16 protein-coding genes and 1 pseudogene are annotated in these 18,854 nt (G+C 73.0%); 6 read left to right on the top strand and 11 right to left on the bottom strand.

Features of this window, described 5'->3' with window-relative positions; all coding sequences use genetic code 11:
* Positions 1-23: 23 nt before the first annotated feature.
* The 8 genes and pseudogenes from BFF78_RS34585 to BFF78_RS34550 form a co-directional block, all read right to left on the bottom strand.
* Positions 24-902: a hypothetical protein gene (locus BFF78_RS34585; RefSeq protein WP_069782047.1), complete on the bottom strand. Its 879-nt coding sequence runs from the start codon at positions 900-902 to the stop codon at positions 24-26.
* A 31-nt stretch (positions 903-933) separates the two neighbouring features.
* Complete coding sequence (locus BFF78_RS34580; protein ID WP_069782046.1) at positions 934-2,463, bottom strand: hypothetical protein; 1,530 nt, start codon at positions 2,461-2,463, stop codon at positions 934-936.
* A gap of 153 nt (positions 2,464-2,616) precedes the next feature.
* Positions 2,617-3,306 carry a GntR family transcriptional regulator gene (locus BFF78_RS34575; protein WP_069782045.1) on the bottom strand — a complete coding sequence of 230 codons (690 nt, stop codon included), beginning with the start codon at positions 3,304-3,306 and terminating at the stop codon, positions 2,617-2,619.
* Between the two features lie 984 nt (positions 3,307-4,290).
* Positions 4,291-5,118, bottom strand: a pseudogene (locus BFF78_RS34570) (SGNH/GDSL hydrolase family protein); the annotation flags it as partial.
* Entirely contained in the window at positions 5,115-6,290 is a 1,176-nt protein-coding gene (locus tag BFF78_RS34565) for a glycosyltransferase (RefSeq protein ID WP_069782044.1), read from the bottom strand. The gene BFF78_RS34565 and the pseudogene BFF78_RS34570, both read right to left, overlap by 4 nt.
* Positions 6,287-7,414, bottom strand: a complete 1,128-nt coding sequence (locus BFF78_RS34560; RefSeq protein ID WP_069782043.1) for a glycosyltransferase family 4 protein — start codon at positions 7,412-7,414, stop codon at positions 6,287-6,289. Before BFF78_RS34560 ends, BFF78_RS34565 begins: the two co-directional genes overlap by 4 nt.
* Positions 7,415-7,603: 189 nt before the next feature.
* Positions 7,604-9,022 (bottom strand): HEAT repeat domain-containing protein, encoded by a 1,419-nt coding sequence (locus BFF78_RS34555; protein WP_069782042.1) that lies wholly within the window; start codon positions 9,020-9,022, stop codon positions 7,604-7,606.
* Between the two features lie 300 nt (positions 9,023-9,322).
* Entirely contained in the window at positions 9,323-9,715 is a 393-nt protein-coding gene (locus BFF78_RS34550; RefSeq protein WP_069782041.1) for an ankyrin repeat domain-containing protein, read from the bottom strand.
* 309 nt (positions 9,716-10,024) lie between these two features.
* On the opposite strand from BFF78_RS34550, the gene BFF78_RS34545 reads away from it, so the two are divergent.
* Both BFF78_RS34545 and BFF78_RS34540 read left to right on the top strand, forming a co-directional pair.
* Positions 10,025-10,219 carry a hypothetical protein gene (locus tag BFF78_RS34545; RefSeq protein WP_069782040.1) on the top strand — a complete coding sequence of 65 codons (195 nt, stop codon included), beginning with the start codon at positions 10,025-10,027 and terminating at the stop codon, positions 10,217-10,219.
* A 31-nt stretch (positions 10,220-10,250) separates the two neighbouring features.
* Positions 10,251-11,888 (top strand): hypothetical protein, encoded by a 1,638-nt coding sequence (locus BFF78_RS34540; protein ID WP_069782039.1) that lies wholly within the window; start codon positions 10,251-10,253, stop codon positions 11,886-11,888.
* 64 nt (positions 11,889-11,952) lie between these two features.
* Here BFF78_RS34540 and BFF78_RS34535 read toward each other — a convergent pair whose 3' ends face one another.
* Positions 11,953-13,461 carry an SCO1417 family PLP biosynthesis transcription factor gene (locus tag BFF78_RS34535; RefSeq protein ID WP_069782038.1) on the bottom strand — a complete coding sequence of 503 codons (1,509 nt, stop codon included), beginning with the start codon at positions 13,459-13,461 and terminating at the stop codon, positions 11,953-11,955.
* 102 nt (positions 13,462-13,563) lie between these two features.
* Here BFF78_RS34535 and yczE point away from each other — a divergent pair, with 102 nt between their 5' ends.
* From yczE to BFF78_RS34515, 4 genes are all read left to right on the top strand, one after another.
* Entirely contained in the window at positions 13,564-14,217 is a 654-nt protein-coding gene (gene yczE / locus BFF78_RS34530) for a membrane protein YczE (RefSeq protein ID WP_069782037.1), read from the top strand.
* Positions 14,214-14,990 (top strand): glycerophosphodiester phosphodiesterase family protein, encoded by a 777-nt coding sequence (locus tag BFF78_RS34525; RefSeq protein WP_069782036.1) that lies wholly within the window; start codon positions 14,214-14,216, stop codon positions 14,988-14,990. The genes yczE and BFF78_RS34525 overlap by 4 nt, the downstream gene beginning before the upstream one ends.
* Before the next feature lie 54 nt (positions 14,991-15,044).
* The gene (locus tag BFF78_RS34520; protein WP_069782035.1) at positions 15,045-16,391 is read left to right on the top strand and encodes an MFS transporter; all 1,347 of its coding nucleotides are present in this window, start codon (positions 15,045-15,047) and stop codon (positions 16,389-16,391) included.
* Between the two features lie 290 nt (positions 16,392-16,681).
* The gene (locus BFF78_RS34515) at positions 16,682-17,056 is read left to right on the top strand and encodes an RNA polymerase-binding protein RbpA (protein ID WP_003977404.1); all 375 of its coding nucleotides are present in this window, start codon (positions 16,682-16,684) and stop codon (positions 17,054-17,056) included.
* A gap of 102 nt (positions 17,057-17,158) precedes the next feature.
* On the opposite strand, the gene fxsA is transcribed toward BFF78_RS34515, so the two are convergent.
* The gene (fxsA, locus tag BFF78_RS34510) at positions 17,159-17,710 is read right to left on the bottom strand and encodes an FxsA family membrane protein (protein ID WP_069782034.1); all 552 of its coding nucleotides are present in this window, start codon (positions 17,708-17,710) and stop codon (positions 17,159-17,161) included.
* A gap of 67 nt (positions 17,711-17,777) precedes the next feature.
* Positions 17,778-18,575 (bottom strand): polyprenol monophosphomannose synthase, encoded by a 798-nt coding sequence (locus BFF78_RS34505; RefSeq protein WP_069782033.1) that lies wholly within the window; start codon positions 18,573-18,575, stop codon positions 17,778-17,780.
* Positions 18,576-18,854 lie beyond the last annotated feature (279 nt).

Below are 18,854 nucleotides of genomic sequence, written 5' to 3'. Positions count from 1 at the left end.
AAAAACGTGCGGTGGTTCAGGGATCAGGAGTGGAACGGCAGCCCGGCGTCGGCCACCAGCTCCAGGTCCGCGGTGTCCTCGGCGGGCAGCAGGCTGGCCGTGCCGTCGGTCACCGGTACGACGCCCAGCTCGAGCAGTTCGGCCATGGCGGCGCTGCCGGCCATGTCGCGGACCTGGAGCTGGTAGCGGGCCGTGGTGCGGTACGTGCCGCCGCCGTCGTCGCCGGTGCGCTGCAGGAAGCCCGAGTCGGTGAGGAAGGCCAGGGCCTTGGCCACGATGCCGGTGGTGGAGGCGGCCGGGCGGCGGGCGTCCTTGGTGGCTCCGGTGGCGCTGCGTCTGGCCCAGATCCGCCAGGCGGCCTCGAGGCCGGGTGCATCGGTCGCCGGGTCGGTGTTCTCGCCCAGTTCCTCCGCCCGCTCCTCCAGACGCCGGCAGGCCTGCCGTACGAAGGCGTCGACGCCGTTGACGGTGACGCGGCCGATGTAGGAGTCGTCGGCCAGGTCCTCCGGGCGGGGGAACGCCAGTGCGGCGACGGCGAGATGGGCGAGCCCGTGCAGGAAGCGGTCGCCGGAGTCGGCGGCGGTGCGACGCGCGTAGTCACCCATGCGGACGGCGAACACCGAGTCCTCGGCGGCCGTCACGGCCATGCCCGCACGCGGCGACACCTCCAGCACGACGAGCCCCAGACCGGCGGCGACGGCGTCGGCGAGCCGCGCGAACGCCGGGTCCTCGCGGTACCGGCGCAGCAGCTCCGTGTACTCCTGGTCGCGCGCGGGCTGCAGCTTGGGCTGCAGCCCGAAGGCGACGAGCCGCGCCGCGTCGGCGGCGTCGGCGGGGGTGACGGCGGAACCGGCCGGCGCGGCGGCGGGCTCGGGCTCACTCCGGTCGACGTGCTCGGTCACGGTCGGGGCTCCTTGTCACGCTGTGGCTCACTCATGCTGCTTCGGTCCTGTCCGCCGCCATCCCGGCCGCGTCCAGCAGGGCGGTCCCCACGATCAGGTCGGCACCGCCGAACTCGGGGTCGTCCAGCTCGGTCCCGTCGTCGACGGCGAACAGGAGCTTCTCCTCGCCCTGCCGGTAGGCGGTGCCGACAGCCGGGCTGGCCGCGTGGACGGCCAGCAGGGCCACCAGATAGGCCAGATCGGGGTCACCGGTGCGCCGGGACTCGGCCAGCAGCCCCGACAGCCTGCGCGGCGCGTCGGCCGGCAGGTCCAGCAAGGCCATCGCGGCGGCCAGTTGCTCCTCGCTGAACCGGCTGTCGTCCGGTGTCGCGATCAGATCCGGCTCCGGCATCTCCGCGCCCAGATGCTCCCGCTCCACCGGCGGCGTCAGCAGTATGTCGACGAGGTCGCCGACCCGCACCGACACGGGCGTGCGCAGACCCGTGCCCTTCGCGAAGAACGCGTCCGTGACCCGGATCGCCTGCTCCAGGGGCAACGGCAGGACGGGGGCGACGAGATGGCCGTACAGGTCGATCCCGGACGTGGTCGCGGGCGTGGCGAAGGCCTGCCGGTCCTGCTCGGCACGGAACAGCGGGCCCGCCTCCAGCAGGCGTGACTGGAGCTGGGTGTGCCGCCGGATGCAGTCCTTGACGATGTCGACCAGTTCCGCGGCGCGCCGCTTGTGCCCGGGCTCCTCGGTCTCGTCGCGGGCCTTGCGGATGTTGGTGAGGATCGCGTTCTCGTGGCGGTAGCGGTCGGCCACGTGGTCCAGGGCCTCGGCGATCATGTCGGGCACGGCGCTGAGCCAGTCGACCGCGCGGACGTTGCGCCGGGTGGCCTCCAGGGCGCGGCGCAGGGTTTCCGAGTACTGCACCGTGCGGTAGCGGGCCTGCTCGGCGGCGAGCTGGGCGTCGGCGAGCCGGCCGCGGCTGATCAGCACCTCCAGCTTGACCTCGGCGGCGATCTGGGCGCTGGTGACGTCGGTGTCGAGGGCGCCGACCAGGACGTTGACCGCCTCGTCCGTCGTCCGCAGATAGACCGTGCCGCCGGGGCCGGGGACCTCTTCGATGAGCTTGAAGTCGTAGTCCCTGCGGACGTATGTCCCGTCCGGCGCGAAGGTGCCGTAGACGGCGCGGAAGCCGCGGTCGACGCTGCCGACGTTGATCAGGTTCTCCAGGACCCAGCGGGCCACGCGCTCGTGCTCGGCGGTGGGACGGCGGGGGGCCTGGGCGGCGATGCGCGGGACGAGCCGGGCCACGATCTGCTCGTGGTCGGCGCCGGTGTCGAAGTCCATGTTGAGTGTGACCAAGTCGATGGCGGCGAGGGCCACCTCGGCCATGCCGTACACCGAGTACTCACCGGCCAGGTTGGCCTTGCGTGCGTCGAGGTCGTGCAGCGGCGCGGTGCAGGCGAGCGCGCGCAGCCGCCGCGCCAGCCCCTCGTCGGCGGCCGGGCCCGATGCCGGGCGCGGCCCCGCGCTGAGCTGGGGCGGAACGCTGTCCGTCGGTGCAGGCGAAGTCACGGTGCACAGACTAGGTCCTCGGTCTGACATCGACCCAAACGAGAGGCTCTGCCGGTTTGGCGACCGGCCTGCGGGGTGATGCCCGGGCGCGGGCCGCCGGTGGCTGGTCGCGCCCCCGCGGCCCGGCCGCAGATCGGTACGGCCCCGCTCCCCTTACGGGGCGACCCGTCGGCGGTACACCTCCACCACCCGCTCCAGTGAATCGGTGAGGTAGGTCTCCAGCAGCCGCTCGGCCTCGCCCTTGTCGCCGGCCTGCAGCGCCTGGAGGATCTCGTGGTTGCGGGCGAGGTAGGGCTCGTGCAGCCGGCGCGGGTCGTCGACGACGTGGAAGGCGAGCCGCAGCTCGGCGAAGACGCTGCGCATCAGTTCGTCGGTGCGTTCGCTGCCGGCGAGGGCGACCAGTTCCCGATGGAAGTGGATGTTGGCGGTGCCCAGCGCCTTCCAGTCGTTCTGCGCGGTCGCCGCCTCTCCCTCGGCGACGGCCGCGGCCACGCCGTCCAGCCGGTACGGCGGCTCGCCGAGGCCGCGCACGACGGCGCACTCGACCAGGGAGCGCGTGCGGTAGATGTCCTCGACGTCCTCGACGGTCAGGACCCTGACGAACACACCGCGGTTGAGTTCGTGGATCAGCAGGCGCTCGTGTGTGAGCAGCCGGAACGCCTCGCGCAAGGTGTTGCGGGAGACCCCGAGCGCCCCGCCGATGCCGTCCTCCGACAGCCGGGTGCCGGGCGGGAAGAACCCGTCGGCGATACGGCTCCGGAGGATGTCCGAAACCCGCTCCGCCGTGCTCGTACGCCCCAGGAGCGCACGATCGTCGGCCAGTGCCGTCAGCTGCTCTGCCATGCCCGGAATTCAATCGCACGCACCGGGACGAAACAACATGGGTATTGAAGGATCGTTGAACGATTCCCTGTGCAACCGGGAGAGCGGACTGCTGCCGGCCGTGTACGGCGGTGCCGTGCGCTGCGGACGTACCGGCTGGTGGGCATCGTCTGAATCCGCCGGGGCGGCCACGCGGGGACACGCCGGCAACCGAGCCGGAGGGCTGAGGGCCACCGAGGGGCGCGCGCCGGCGCGCGCCCAGCCCGGTGAACTCCCCGGTGGCACTGGGGCCCGGCACAGTCCAGGCCCGCCCGCACGAGGGCCAGGAGATCGGCTCGGCGGCCCCTCGACCGCCGGACGCTACCCGGTGACCACAGGGGTGGTCCGCGCCGCCTGCGTGCCGACGGCCGCGCAGGCCGCATCCGGCACGCCGGCCGGGCCCGCAGTATCCGGACCCGTGGCCTCGAGGTCCGCAACCGCAACCGAGGCCGCGCGGGCGTTGCCCAGGATCGCGCCCCCAGAGACCGCAGCCGCACCCGAGGAGGCCGCCCGGACCGCACCCGGAATCGTGGCCGCAGAGGCCGCACCCCCGGCTGAAGCCACGCGGGCGGTACCCGGCACCGCACCCCCACAAGCCGCGCCCGCAACCGCGTGGGCAGTCCCCGGCATCGCACTCCCGGAAGCCGCACCCCCGACCGAGGAGGCCCGGACCGCACCCGGAATCGTGACCTCGGCGACCGCAGTCCCAACCGAAGCCACCGGGGCGGCACTTGGCACTGTGACCCCAGCGGCCGCACCTGCAGCAGAAGCCGCGCGGGCCGTACCCGGAATCGACCCCCCAGAGCGCGCACCCCCGGCCGAGGAGGCCACCCGGACCGCACCGGGAGCCGCGGACTCACAGGCCGCACCCCCACCCGAGGAAGCCGCCCGTCCCGCACCCGCAAGCCCCGTCGGGCCGGCGCCGGCCGGGCGCCGCTGAGCCTCGGCGTCCTCGGTGGTGGGGTTCGCCAGGGAAGCCAGGGCCGCGGACACCGCCGCCGAGGCACTCAGGTCGAGGCGGGTGGTGGTGCCCCGCGCCCGGTGGTGCAGTTCGTCGGCGGCCAGGCGCAGCAGCTGGGGCAGCAGGTCCTTGCAGCGCCGGGCCACCCAGGCGGTGCCGGCCGTGGCGAGCCACAGCAGGCTCGCCGCCTTGGTGGGGGCGGGGAACTCCGGTTCGGGCGACGGCGGTTGGCCGGTCGCTCGGCCCGCCTCGGTGAGCAGGGCGTGGAAGCGGACGGCGAGCTGCCGGTGCCCGCGCTCGCCCGGGTGCAGCCGGTCCGCGCTCCACAGCGCCCGGTCGGTGATCCAGGCACCGTCCGCGGCGTGCAGGTGGACGGCGCCGTAGCGTTCGGACAGCGCGTGGACGATCGTGTTGACGGCCCGCTGCCGGCGGGCCAGCGGACGGGCCAGGGCGCCCGGCAGGCCCAGCATCGCGCCGGGGTCGGGCAGGCAGGCGGTGAGGAGGGCGGCGCCCTCGCGGGCGAAGGTCGCGTAGACCTCGTCCAGGTGGGCGGCCACCGCCTGGATGTCGAAGGTGTGGCGCAGTGTGTCGTTGACGCCGATCACCACCGACACCAGGTCGGGACGGAGTTCGAGGGCGGCCGGTGTCTGCCGCTCCAGCACGTCCCGCGTCTGCGCGCCGCTGACGGCGAGGTTGGTGAACTTCACGGCGTCGGCGGTCTCGGCGAGGGAGGGCGCGAGCAGCGCGGCCCAGCCCCGCCAGCCGTCCCCGGCGGGGTCCCCCACGCCCTGGGTCAGCGAGTCCCCGAGGGCGACGAAGCGGACGGGTCTCATGCCACGCCCTCCGGCACGGTGCGGCCGACCCCGGTGGGGCTGAGCACCTCCGCGTCGTGGGCCGCCAGGAATGCCTCCACGGCCGTTCCCCAGCCGAAGCACTCCGCACGCGCGCGTGCCGCTTCACGCCGTGCCGGCTCGCCGCGGTCCAGGAGCAGTTCCACGGCGTCCGCGAAGGCCTCGCCCCGGTCGGTCGCGGTGGCTCCGGCGGAGCCGATGACCTCGGGCAGCGCGGACGAGGCGCTGGCCACGACGGGCGTACCGCACGCCATGGCCTCCAGGGCCGCGAGCCCGAAGGTCTCGGCGGGCCCGGGCGCGAGGGCGACGTCGGCGGTGGCCTGGAGGGCGCCGAGCGCGTCCCGGTCGGAGACGTGCCCGAGGAAGGTCACCGGCAGCCCGTGCTCCCGCGCGCGCTGCTCCAGGCGGGGCTTGAGCGGCCCGTCCCCGGCCACCACGAGCACCGCCCGCCGCCCGCGCCTGAGCAGCGCCTCCAGGGCGTCCAGGGCCGTGCCGGGCCGCTTCTCCACGGACAGCCGGGAGCACATGACGAGCAGCGCCTCGCCTCCGCGCGCGTGCAGGGTGCGCAGCGCCGGGTCGCGCAGCGCGGGGTGGCGTTCCATGAGGTCGACGCCCAGGGGGGCGCGTACGACGTTGCGCGCGCCGATGCGCACGAACTCGCGCTCGGCGAACTCGGTGGTGCACACCACCCGTGAGTAGACGTGCGCGGTACGGGTGTTGAGGGCGTCGGCGGCCCGGCGGGAGAGGTTCTCGGACAGGCCCCAGGTGCGCAGCACGCCGTCGGCGGTCTCGTGGGAGACCATCACGGCGGGCACGCGCGCGCGGCGGGCCCAGCGGCCGGTCCAGCGCAGGGTCGTACGGTCGGAGACCTCCAGGCGGTCCGGGGCCAGCTCCTCCAGGAGGGCGGCCACGCGCCGCTTGTCGGTGAGGACGCGGTAGCCGCCGGTTCCGGGCAGCAGCGGGCCGGGCAGGGTGATGACCCGGCCCTGCTCGGTGTCGCGGTCGGTGTGCCGTTCGCCGGGCACGATCAGGACGGGCTCGTGGCCCGCCGCCTGGAAGCCCTTGCCCAGCTCGCGCAGGGCGGTGCGCAGACCGCCGGAGGCCGGGGCGACGAAGTTGGCGAGCCGGACGATGCGCAGGGACTGGCCCGTCATGCCGCCACCACCGTCTTCCGTGCCGCGAGGACATCGTCGTAGTGGGCGATCAGCTGGTCGCCGACGGCGGCCCAGGTGCGGCCCTCGACCATCGTGCGCGCGGCCTTGCCGAACGCGGTCCGCCGCGCCCGGTCGGCGGCCAGTTCGCGGACGGCTTCCCGCACGGCCTCGGCGTCGCACGGCGGTACCAGGTATCCGGTGCGGCCGTGGGCGACCAGGTCGAGCGGGCCGCCGGCGGCGGGGGCGACGACCGGGACGCCGCTGGCCATGGCTTCCTGGACCGTCTGGCAGAACGTCTCGAAGGGGCCGGTGTGCGCGAACAGGTCCAGCGAGGCGAAGATCCGCGCCAGGTCACCCCCGGTGCGCCGGCCGAGGAAGGCGGCGCCGGGCAGCGCCTCGGTGAGGTGGACGTGGCTGGGCCCGTCGCCGACGACCACGACCTTGACGCCGTCCAGGCCGCAGGCGCCGGCGAGGAGTTCGACGTGCTTCTCGGGGGCGAGCCGGCCGACGTAGCCGACGATCACCTCGCCGTTCGGGGCGAGTTCGCGGCGCAGCGCCTCGTCACGCAGGTCTGGCCGGAAACGTACGGTGTCCACGCCGCGCGGCCACAGCCGGACCCGGGGTACGCCGTGTGCCTCCAGGTCGCCGAGGGCGGCGCTGGAGGGGGCGAGGGTGCGGTCGGCGGCGGCGTGCACGGAACGGATCCGCCGCCATGCGGCCGCCTCTCCGGCGCCCATGTAGGTACGGGCGTATCCGGCGAGGTCGGTCTGGTAGACGGCGACGGCGGGGATGCCGAGCTTGGCGGCGGCGGCCATGCCGCGGACGCCGAGGACGAAGGGGCTGGCGAGATGGACCAGGTCGGCGCGGTGCTGGAGGAGCGCCGCGGCGAGGCGCCGGCTGGGGAGGGCGACGCGTACCTGGGGGTAGCCGGGGAGCGGGAGGGAGGGGATCCGGACGACCGGGCACGGGGCGTCCGTGTCCGGTCCGCTGCCCGGAGCGGGGGCGGGGGCGACGACGAGCGGATGGTGACCGCGATCTACGAGGTGCCGGGCGGTCTGGAGCGCGCAGTGGGCCACGCCGTTCACATCGGGGGGAAAGGATTCGGTCACGATGACGACACGCATACGGGTGTTGTCGCCGCGCCGAACGTGGCCGCGTCAACTTCGATCTTTCCGCCCGGAAAACGTCCCATGAGCGTTGAGCTGCACACCCGAGCAGGCCAGACGGCCGTCATGACCGCCTGACCTGTGAGCTACCCGGTGTTCACCAGGCGGGTGCGCGTCGGCCGGGTGTACGGGTCGCGGGAGCGCGGTTCAGCCGAGGGCGGCGTCGGGTCCGAAGCGGCTGCGTACGGCCGTCTGGACCTCCGCCTCCTCGGCCGGATCGGCGGCCAGGCGGCGCAGTCGCTCCACGACCCGGGCGTCACCGGTCTCGGCGTGGCGGGCGGCGAGTTCGCGGGTGGTCTCCTCGCAGTCCCACAGGCATTCGACGGCGAAGCCGGTGGCGAAGGAGGGATCGGTGGCGGCCAGGGCGCGGGCGGCGCGGCCGCGGAGATGGGATGAGGCCGTCTCGCGGTAGATGTGACGCAGCACGGGGGCGGCGCAGGCGATGCCGAGGCGGCCGGTGCCGTCGACGAGGGTCCACAGTGTGGGCGCGTCGGGGCCCTCGCCGCGTACGGCCTCGCGGAGGGCGCCGAGGACGAGGTCGCGGTCCTGGACGCCGCCGCGGCAGGCGAGCATGCGTCCGGCGGCGGTCCCGAGCTCGTCGGGGCGCTGGGCCCAGCGGCGCGCGCGGTCGACGGCGGCGACGCTGCGCATCCGTTCGAAGGAGTCGACGGCGGCCTCCACGACGACGGTCGTACCGTCGGCGACAGCGGCCTCGATCAGGTCGAGGGCGTCGGGGTCGTTGCTCTCGGCGAGGTAGCGCAGTGCGGTGCAGCGGGCGCCGACGATGCCGCCGCGGGCGGCCTGGAGGATCTCCGGCCGGTCCTCGGGGCCGGCCACGGCGGCCAGGCAACGGGCGGCCGGCACATGGAGGGCGGCGCCGCGCTCCATGCCCTGCTGGGCCCACTCGAAGACGGCGCGCACGCTCCAGCCGGGCCGTGGGCCGGTGGGCCGCATCTGGCGCTGCCAGCGGTCGAAGCAGCCGGTCTCCTGCGCGGCACGTACGCGCGTGGCGATCGATTCGCGCGGATCCTCGGCCCACAGCCGCCAGGGCCTCGGCTCGAAGGCGTCCCGGACGGCGCAGGCCAGCTCGGCCTCGCCCTCGGGGTCGGTGCCGAAGCGGGCCAGGACGGGGGCGGCGAGGGCGCGCAGGCCCGCGTCGTCGTCCCTGAGGGCCAGCTCGTCCAGAGCCCAGGCCCAGTTGGAGCCTTGGGCGGCGTACCGGCGCAACAAGTCGAGCGCGTCCCGCCTGCCGTAGGAGGCGAGGTGCCCGAGAACGGCCAGGGCGAGGCCGGTACGGGACTCTTCGGTGTCGAGGACGTCCTCGGAGTCGAAGAGGTGTGCCTCGATCGCGTCCAGTTCGCCGTTCAGGTCGAGGTAGAGCCGGGCGTAGTAAAGGGAGCGGTTCTCCACCTGCCAGTCGTGGCGGGGATCGCGCAGCACGCACTGGTTCAGGGCCGCGAGCGCTTCGGCGCGCGGGGCGGTGAGCGCGTGCAGCGTGCCGTCGCCACGGCCCCGCTGGAGCAGGCCGAGCAGCGTACCGCTGGGCGCTATGACCGGATCGAACATGGGAAACAGCCTCACATCAAGCGTCGACGCAACCGGAGAACACGCACTACCTGGCCGCGTGACACAACGTCGGAGCGCCCGCCGTCTCTTGCTTGCTGAAGACCATCTCTGTCTGCCTCTCGTCGGTGGCCCATGCGGACCGCATCACGGCCCGCGCGGTGCGGCAACACCTGCCCAGCCATCGCGTCCGTGAATCACGTCGCCATGATGACCCGCGGTGTGTGCTGCCGCGACCGTATTTCCGGCGGCCCTTTACCGCCTCCCCCGTTATCTGTGTCGTACCTGGTCAGGACAGGCGCGTCAGTGCGCGCCGAACAGCTCCAGGAGTTCCGCCTTGCCGAACATCCGGGCGGTGTCGACGGCCGACGGCGTCCCCGCCGCGGGGTCGGCTCCGCCCTCCAGAAGAGCCTTGATCACTTCTGTCTCGCCCTTGAAGACGGCACCCGCGAGCGGGGTCTGCCCCCGGTCGTTGACCTGGTCCGCCGCGGCGCCCCGGGCGAGCAGGGCGCGCACCGCTTCGGCATGGCCGTGGTAGGCGGCGAGCATCACCAGGGAGTCGCCGCGGTCGTTGGTGAGGTTGGCCGGAACGCCGGCGTCGACGTACGCCACGAGCGCCTCGGTCCGGCCCTGCCGGGCCAGATCGAAGATCTTGGTCGCCAGCTCCACGACCTCGGGGTCGGGGGCTTCACTCATCGGCGGACCGCCTCTCCTGCAACTTCGGGGACTTCGGGGAGCGTACGGCAGCGAGCGGAACACGGCCGTACGAGTGAATCGCCAGCGTACTGGCTCGCGCGGCACATGACCGGATGTGCCCGAGGTAAAGATCAGCAACAGCAGCCACCGGAGGCAACCGCCCGACTCGACACGGCCGGAAACAATCCGCTAATTGGGGGAAATCGGCTGGATTTCACCCAGTTGCACCTTTAATCGTATAGATACATCCTGTGATCCTGGAAGAACTCATGGTGACTGCCCCCCACCTTCGACACCAGGAGGTCCGAAATGATCCTCTCCGTCTCAGGCGTCATGTTTCTCGGCGTTGTCGTCTTCCTCTTCTTCCGCAAGGACGGCCTCAAGGGCTCGCACGCATGCACCTCGGCGCTGTTCGGCTTCTACCTGGCCAGCACGGGCATCGCCCCCAGCATCAAGGCCGGCGGCGAGAGCCTGGCGAGCCTCCTCGGTGGCATCAAGTTCTGACCTCGCCCGTACGCACCACCAGGAGACAGACGTGGCCCGGCGCCCTCTCCCCCGCATCCTGAGCAAGGACAGCGCCCAGATCGCCCGGACGCAGCTCGCCCGGAGCAGGGAACTGGCCCGGACGGCGGCCGACAGCGCCACCGATGTCCTCCACCCGCTGATCACCGTCTCGCGCGGGCTGCGCCGGCTGGCCTCGGCCGGGCGGCGCAGATGGGCGGACACGCCCAAGGACAAGCGCGGGCCGCTGCTGTTCCTGGTGGCCTCCGTGATCCTGGCCGTGTCACTGGTGCCGTACGGGCCGCTGCTCGCTGTCATCACCATGCTGGCGGCGGCGGCCTGGCAGGGCCGCGAGCGCACCCCGCCCGACTCCGAGGGGCCCGACGAGTCCCGGGCCGAACGGCTCCAGTCCCTCTACGAAGCCCTGGTGCCGTACTTCTCCAGTGCGGAGGACCCGGCGCCGCTGTACGCGCACGGCGGGGAGTGGGAGAAGGCGCTCACCGCCCACGAGTTCGACGACGCCGGGCGCGTCGGTCATCTCGTGATCCGTTACCCCGCATACTTCCCGGACGGCGAGCCCGACGCTCGCGCGCGGATCGAGCAGTTGCTCACCGCGAAGGCCGGGCGGGGCCGCGAGTACCGCTTCGCGTGGGACGAGGAGGGCAACCAGCTCACCGTCACGGTGCTGCCCCCGCTGCCGGCCGACATCCCGGCCCAGCACTTCGTCACCGCGCCCGGCGAGACCGTCCTCGGCTTCACCGACCCGAGCGAGGTCCAGCGCACGCTCCCCCTCTCCTACGGCGAGGAGCAGATCGACGTACCGCCGGTCGTCTGGCGCACCGGCGTCCGCTCCACCGAGCCGCACCTGCTGGCCATGGGCCACCCCGGCTGCGGCACCTCGACGCTGCTGCGCTCCATCGCCCTGCAGGCCCTCCAGTACGGCGACGCCCTGATCGTCGACGGTGGCGGCACCGGCGAGTACGCGTGTCTGACCGGCCGGGACGGTGTGCTGGCCGTGGAGTGCGCGCTGCCCGGGGCGCTGGCGAGTCTGGAGTGGGCCGCGCAGGAGACCGAGCGGCGGCTCATCGCCATCAACCTGGCCCGGCAGGCGGGCGACCCGCCGCCGCCCGACGCCCGGCGCCCGTTGTGGATCATGCTGGACCGGCCGTCCGTCTTCGCCCACCTCGCCGCGGCGGAGGGCCGCAAGGACCCGCAGACGCTGCTCCAGGCACCGCTGCGGCACGGACGGGCGGCGAACGTGACCGTAGTGGTGGCCGAGGAGTTGGAAAGCGCGGATGCCCTGAGCGATGCGGTACGGCAGCACACACGCGCGCGTGTCGTGCTCGGGCCCGTTGCGCCGCGGCAGGCAGAGGCGGTGCTGGGGGCTCCGCCGCACACCACGCCGCTGGGGTATGTGCCGCCGGGGCGGGGCTATGCGCGGCTGGGGTCGGGTCCCGTGCATCGGCTTCAGGTGCCGCGTACGCCGGATCCGTACGACGACGCGACCAGCGACGCCGACCGGCAGGCGGTGCTGGAGCTGCTGCCACCGCGGGCCACTGCGGTGGAGGCCGAGCCGACCGAGCCTGCGGAGCGGACGGAGCTCACGAAGCCGACGGATCTCACGAAGCCGACGGTCGACGCGGCGCCGGTGACCGCGGAGGCAACCGGGTAGCAGCGCCCGAAGGAGCGCGGGGAACTGCACGACCGGCTCCGACGCGCCCCGACCCGCCAGGCCGCTAGGCCACGAACGTACGCGGCGCCTCCGCGCCCCCCGTACCGCCCGTCTCCACCAACCGGGCCGCCGCGGCCAGCCGGACCGCGGCCTCCTCCGCCACCGCTCCCCCGACGGTGAACGGCAGCCGCACATAACCCTCGAACGCGCCGTCCACACCGAACCGGGGCCCGGAGGGAACGCGGACGCCGGTCCGCTCCCCCGCTTCGGCGAGCCGGGAGCCGGACAGCCCGCCGGCGCGGACCCACAGGGTCAGACCGCCCTGGGGAATCTCGAACTCCCACGTCGGCAGCTCGCGCCGGATCGCCGCCACCAGCGCGTCCCGGTTCTCCCGGGCCTGGGCCCGGCGCAGCTCCACCGCCTGCTCCCAACCCCCCGTGCTGAAGAGCCAGTTGACGGCGAGCTGCTCCAGCACCGGCGTGCCGAGATCGGCGTACGCCCGGGCGGCGACCAGGCTGCGGACGACGTCCGGAGCCGCCCGCACCCAGCCGATCCGCATGCCCGCCCAGAAGGCCTTGCTGGCCGAGCCGACCGTGATGACGGTCGAGCCGGCCGGGTCGAAGGCGCAGACCCGGCGCGGCATGCCGTCGCCCGCGTACTCCTCGTCCAGCCACAACTCGGTCATCGTCTCGTCGGCGACGAGCACCGTGCCGGCCGAGCGTGCCGCGTCCACCAGCCGGCGCCGCTGGTCGTCGTCGGCGAGCGCGCCGGTGGGGTTGTGGAAGTCGGCGACGACATAGGCGAGTCGGGGCGCGGCCTCGCGCAGCACCTGGCGCCAGCGGTCCACGTCCCAGCCGGAGAGGCCCTCGGCCATCGCGACCGGGACCAGACGGGCGCCGGCCTCGCGCATCAGCTGCAGGATGTTGGCGTAGGACGGGGACTCCACGGCGATCCGTTCGCCGCGGCCGGCGAAGAGATGGCAGATCGCGTCTATGGCGCCCATCGCGCCGGTCGTCACCATGATCTGCTCGGGCATGGTGGGGATCCCGCACGCGGTGTACCGCTCGGCGATCATCGAGCGCAGGGCGGGCAGGCCGGCCGGGTAGTCGCCGTGCGTGTGGGCGTACGGCGGCAGTTCCTCCAGGGCGCCCTGCACGGCGCGGGTGAGCCAGGGCTCGGGGGCCGGGAGCGAGGCGCAGCCCAGGTCGATCATCGAGCCCAGCGCCTCGGGGGGCAGCGGTTCGAGGCCACGCGCGGGCAGCGGGTTGCCCGCCGGTACGGCGGTCCAGCTGCCGGCTCCGCGCCGGGACTCCAGGAAGCCCTCGGTGCGCAACGCCTCGTAGGCGGCGGCGACGGTGGTGCGGCTCACGGACAGGGCGACGGCGAGTTCGCGTTCGGCGGGCAGCCGGGCGGCGACCGGGACGCGCCCTTCGAGCACCAGCAGCCGGATGCCGTCGGCGAGGGCGCGGTAGGCGGGCGGGCGGCGGGTGCCGGGGCCGGCCGGGCGGTCCTGCTGGGACTTCAGGAGCCGGGCGAGCTGCGCGGCCCCCATCGCAGAGGTCCACTGCGCCATGACGATCAGTCCACCTTCCCCGAATTGGCCATGGATAGAGATTCATCCCAAGCCACAGAGTGACATGCGCCAGGCCACTGCCACCACCCAGGGGGGTATCCCATGTCCACACGGCACCGACTCGGACGACGGTTGATCCAGCTGTACGCCGGGCTCGCGCTCTACGGCGCGAGCTCGGCCCTGCTCGTCGAGGCGGGTCTGGGCCTGGAGCCGTGGAACGTGCTGCATCAGGGCCTCGCCGAGCTCACCGGGCTGACCATCGGCGTGGTGTCGATCATCGTGGGCGCGGCGGTGCTGCTCCTGTGGGTCCCACTGCGCCAGCGCCCCGGCCTCGGTACGGTCTCGAACGTCTTCGTCATCGGTCTCGCCATGGACGGCACGCTCGCGCTGGTCCCGGACGCGCACTCGCTGGCCGTACGCGTCCCGCTGTTGCTCGCGGGCATCGTGCTGAACGGCGCGGCGACCGGCCTGTACATCTCCGCGCGCTTCGGTCCGGGTCCGCGCGACGGGCTGATGACCGGACTGCACCGGCGCACCGGCCGCTCGATCCGGCTGATACGGACCGGGATCGAGGTGGCGGTCGTGGTCACCGGGTTCCTGCTGGGCGGCACCATCGGTGTCGGCACCGTGCTGTACGCGGTGTCCATCGGGCCGCTGGCGCAGCTGTTCCTGCGGGTGTTCGCCGTCCCGGCGGCATCGCCGCGAAGCGCGGTCGTTGCCGAAGCGACACCGAAACGAGCGATACTGCGTCCGTGACCCTCACGACACCGCGCAAACGCCACCCGTACCTCGACCACCCGGGCCCCATACCCTTCGCCCACCGGGGAGGAGCCGCCGACGGCATCGAGAACACCGTGGTGCAGTTCCGGCGCGCGGTGGAGATGGGCTACCGGTACATCGAGACCGATGTGCACGCCACGGCGGACGGCCGGCTCGTCGCCTTCCACGACTCGACCCTGGACCGGGTCACCGACGGGGCGGGCCGGATCGCGGACCTGCCGTGGGAGGACGTACGGCACGCGCGCGTGGGCGGCCGTGAACCGGTGCCGCTGTTCGAGGAGTTGCTGGAGACCTTCCCCGAGGTCCGCTGGAACGTCGACATCAAGGCGGAGCCCGCGCTGCGGCCCACGCTCGACCTCATCGAGCGCATGGACGCCTGGGACCGGGTCTGCGTGGGCTCGTTCTCCGAGGCCCGGGTGCTGCGCGCCCAGCGGCTGGCCGGGCCGCGGCTGGCCACGTCGTTCGGCACGCGCGGGGTGCTGAGCCTGCGGCTGCGCTCGTGGGGCCTGCCGGCCGCCGTGCGCCGGTCCGCCGTCGCCGCGCAGGTGCCCGAGGCCCAGTCGGGCGTCCCGGTGGTCGACCACCGCTTCGTCCGGGCCGCCCACGCGTACGGGCTTCAGGTGCACGTGTGGACGATCAACGAACCGGAGCGCATGCACCGGCTCCTGGACCTGGGAGTCGATGGCATCATGACCGATCACATCGACACGTTGCGCAAGGTCATGGAGGACCGCGGCGTCTGGGTCTGACCGCCCGGCCGCCGGGGCCGAGCCTTCGCATGGAACGGGGAAGCGAGGGCACGGGTGGAAACCGACACCCTGGGGACGCGGGCGGCGGACGAGAGAGCCGGCCTGCGGCGCGAGCAGCACGGCTGGTACTTCTACGACTGGGCCTGCTCGGTCTATTCGACGAGCGTGGTGACGGTCTTCCTCGGGCCCTACCTCACCGCGGTCGCCCGGCGGGCCGCGGACGCCGACGGCTATGTGCATCCGCTGGGCGTCCCGGTCCGGGCGGGCTCCTTCTTCGCCTACTCGGTGTCCCTGTCGGTGCTCCTGGCCGTCGTGGTGATGCCGCTCGTGGGCAGCGCGGCCGACCGCACGGGCCGCAAGAAGCCGCTGCTCGCGGCTGCGGCGTACACCGGGGCCGCCGCGACCACGGGCATGTTCTTCCTGGACGGCGACCGGTATCTGCTCGGCGGGGCGCTGCTGGTGGTGGCCAACGCGGCGCAGTCCGTCGGGATGATGCTCTACAACTCCTATCTGCCGCAGATCGCCCCGCCCGAGGAGCGCGACGCGGTCTCCTCGCGGGGCTGGGCCTTCGGCTACGGCGCGGGCTCCACGGTCCTGGTCGCCAACCTGGTCCTGTACTCGGCGCACGACTCCTTCGGTCTGACCGAGACCGCCGCGGTCCGCATCTGTCTGGCCTCGGCGGGCCTGTGGTGGGGTGCCTTCACGCTCATACCGCTGCGCAGGCTGCGCGACCGGCACACGCGCGTGGAGGGCGCCGCGGCCCCCGGGGCCCGGCAGCTCGCGGCGACGGTCAGGGACATGCGCCGGCACCCGCTGACGCTCGCCTTCCTGCTGGCGTACCTCATCTACAACGACGGCATCCAGACCGTGATCACCCAGGCCTCCGTCTACGGTTCGCAGGAGCTGGGGCTCTCCCAGTCGACGCTCATCGTGGCCGTGCTGCTGGTGCAGGTGCTGGCCGTGGCCGGGGCGCTGGCGATGGGGCGGCTGGCCCGGACCTACGGCGCCCAGCGCACGATCCTGGGCTCGCTGGTGGCGTGGACGGTCACGCTGGCCGCCGGGTACTTCCTGCCCGCGAAGGCACCGGTGTTCTTCTTCGTGCTGGCCGGCGGGATCGGGCTGGTCCTGGGCGGCAGCCAGGCGCTGTCGCGGTCGCTGTTCTCCCATCTCGTGCCGCCCGGCAAGGAGGCCGAGTACTTCTCGGCGTACGAGCTGAGCGACCGCGGGATGAGCTGGCTCGGGCCGCTGCTGTTCGGCATCACCTACCAGCTCACCGGAAGTTATCGCTCCGCGATCATCTCGCTGGTGGCCTTCTTCGTGATCGGCTTCGCCCTGCTGGCGCGGGTCCCGGTGCGGCGGGCGGTCGCCGAGGCGGGGAACCCCGTTCCGGAGAAGATCTAGACGCCGATTTAGCGCTCAACCCCAAAGGGCGGTAGTGTACGCCTTTGGCCTGCCAGGCGTACCGTTACTGCGCGTCAAAGATGCCGAAACGCTGGGTGACATCTGCTAGCAGATGTGACAAACCGGGCGCCGGTGGGTACGACATTGGTCAGCAAGGCTGCGGCTACGACGGCGACGCACGACCCGGAACGGGACACGGAACGGGAATCTTTACCGCCGACCGGACGTTGACCGGATGACGACGACAGCGACACCTGTCCTGTGGGCGACAAGCCCGGGAGGCACGATTCATGAGTGAGCGAGCTCTTCGCGGTACGCGCCTCGTGGTGACCAGCTACGAGACGGACCGCGGTATCGACCTGGCCCCGCGCCAGGCCGTGGAGTACGCATGTGAGAAGGGGCACCGTTTCGAGATGCCCTTCTCGGTCGAGGCGGAGATTCCGCCGGAGTGGGAGTGCAAGGTCTGCGGGGCCCAGGCACTCCTCGTCGACGGCGACGGCCCTGAGGAGAAGAAGGCCAAGCCTGCGCGTACCCACTGGGACATGCTGATGGAGCGGCGCACCCGTGAGGAACTCGAAGAGGTCCTCGAGGAGCGTCTGGCGGTTCTGCGCTCGGGGGCGATGAACATCGCGGTTCACCCCCGGGACAGCCGTAAATCCGCCTAGTCCCGGCGGGCGCTGGGCGAAGACACAGCGCACACGAAAACCGCGGGCGCCGTACGCGAATCACGTACGGCGCCCGCGGTTTTCGTCTGTCCGAAAGCGTGCTCAGCGGGACAGCGGCGGGTACGGCTCCCCCGGCTCGGGCCGGTCCTCGCGGACGACCTCGCCCGGGACCACCTTGCCGTCGGGGCGGTGGATACGGGCCTGCTGGAAGGCGTCACCCAGGCTGCCGGGGGCCGCTGTGCGCAGCCTCTTGTCCAGGGCGGTCTCGGTGTACCGGCTGACGGCCTTCTGCACCGGCGGGAGCAGCAGGAGCAGACCGGCCACGTCGGAGACCAGACCGGGGATCATCAGCAGCAGGCCGCCGAGCATCATCAGGCCGTTGCCACCGCCGCGCTCCGGCGAACCGCCCTGCTGCAGTGCCTCGTTCAGGCTCTGGAAGGCGCGGCGGCCCGCCCGCTTGATGACCACGGAACCGGCCACGAAGCCCGCGACGAGCAGCAGGAACACCGTGAACCCGCCGGCCGCGCCCGCGACCAGGGTCAGCAGCCAGATCTCCAGCACCAGCCAGGCGGCGACCCCCAGCGGCAGATACCTGCGCAGCCGGGAGCGCCGGGGCCGGGTGCTGTACGGAGAGGTCGGAGCGCCAGTCGTCATGCCCCCAGTGTGCCTGGCGGCGGCTCAGCACGGGATAAGGGGCTGATCGACCGGAGCCGACGGGAGACTACGAGGTCCGCTTCTTCTTGCCGGTGAGCTTGGCGACCCGGTCCGCCGCGCCCCAGGCGGTGACCCGCCACAGCGCCTCGACCAGGATGTTCTTGCTCATCTTGGAGTCGCCGAGTTCACGCTCGACGAAGGTGATCGGGACCTCGACCACGTGGTAGTCGGCCTTGACCGCGCGGCGGGCCAGGTCGACCTGGAAGCAGTAGCCCTGCGAGGCGACCTCGTCCAGGCCCAGGCCCTCCAGCGTCTCGCGGCGGAACGCGCGGTAGCCGCCCGTGATGTCGCGCAGCGGCAGGGAGAGGGCGAGCCGGGAGTAGAGGCTGCCGCCACGGGAGATGAACTCGCGGGACTTGGGCCAGTTGACCACGCGTCCGCCGGGCACCCACCGGGAGCCGAGCACCAGGTCGGCGCCCTTCAGGGCGGTGAGCAGCCGGGGCAGTTCCTCGGGCTGGTGGGAGCCGTCGGCGTCCATCTCGATCAGCACGCCGTAGCCGCGCTCCAGGCCCCAGCGGAAGCCGGCGAGGTAGGCGGCGCCGAGGCCTTCCTTGCCCTTGCGGTGCATGACCTGGACGTTCTCGTCCTCGGCGGCGAGCTCGTCGGCGAGCTTGCCGGTGCCGTCGGGACTGTTGTCGTCCGCGATCAGCACGTGCGCCTCGGGGACGGCCTTGCGTACCCGGCCGACGATGGTCTTGATGTTCTCCGCCTCGTTGTAGGTCGGGATGATCACCAAGGCCGTGCCGAGCGGACCGAACTGCCTCCCCTGGGCCTTGGCCGCGAGGGTCCCGTCGCCGTCGTTCACTGCTGCCCCTTCTGGTCGTACGCAGGGGTCCACCATAGTGGTCACCGCGCGGGAAGACGGCACGGGGCGTTCGCATGGGGGTGTCGATTCCACAAGAGTGGGGTAAGAACACCTCTTTCGGCACCCGCTCACCGCGGCGGATGGGGGCCCGGCGCCCTTCGGGCCGACCTGGGACCCGCTGGCTGCGGATCGACCGAGAGCCGTTGTCTACTGAGCGCACGGGCCCCACCCGGGTCACACCTTGCCGACCGGCCGGAACGTTCCCTCGGCGGCGCGGGC

It is taken from the genome of Streptomyces fodineus, from assembly GCF_001735805.1.
GTDB lineage: Bacteria > Actinomycetota > Actinomycetes > Streptomycetales > Streptomycetaceae > Streptomyces > Streptomyces fodineus.
The sequence above is the reverse complement of the archived record's forward strand: the minus strand, read 5'-3'. Positions and strand labels throughout refer to the sequence as shown.

Bases quoted from the DNA above. Each gene is read 5' to 3' on its own strand.
- BFF78_RS34535 (WP_069782038.1), bottom strand. From the start codon at position 13,461: ATGGCGCAGTGGACCTCTGCGATGGGGGCCGCGCAGCTCGCCCGGCTC.
- BFF78_RS34545 (WP_069782040.1), top strand. From the start codon at position 10,025: ATGATCCTCTCCGTCTCAGGCGTCATGTTTCTCGGCGTTGTCGTCTTC.
- yczE (WP_069782037.1), top strand. From the start codon at position 13,564: ATGTCCACACGGCACCGACTCGGACGACGGTTGATCCAGCTGTACGCC.
- BFF78_RS34560 (WP_069782043.1), bottom strand. From the start codon at position 7,414: ATGCGTGTCGTCATCGTGACCGAATCCTTTCCCCCCGATGTGAACGGC.
- BFF78_RS34565 (WP_069782044.1), bottom strand. From the start codon at position 6,290: ATGACGGGCCAGTCCCTGCGCATCGTCCGGCTCGCCAACTTCGTCGCC.
- BFF78_RS34515 (WP_003977404.1), top strand. From the start codon at position 16,682: ATGAGTGAGCGAGCTCTTCGCGGTACGCGCCTCGTGGTGACCAGCTAC.
- BFF78_RS34555 (WP_069782042.1), bottom strand. From the start codon at position 9,022: ATGTTCGATCCGGTCATAGCGCCCAGCGGTACGCTGCTCGGCCTGCTC.
- BFF78_RS34550 (WP_069782041.1), bottom strand. From the start codon at position 9,715: ATGAGTGAAGCCCCCGACCCCGAGGTCGTGGAGCTGGCGACCAAGATC.
- fxsA (WP_069782034.1), bottom strand. From the start codon at position 17,710: ATGACGACTGGCGCTCCGACCTCTCCGTACAGCACCCGGCCCCGGCGC.
- BFF78_RS34575 (WP_069782045.1), bottom strand. From the start codon at position 3,306: ATGGCAGAGCAGCTGACGGCACTGGCCGACGATCGTGCGCTCCTGGGG.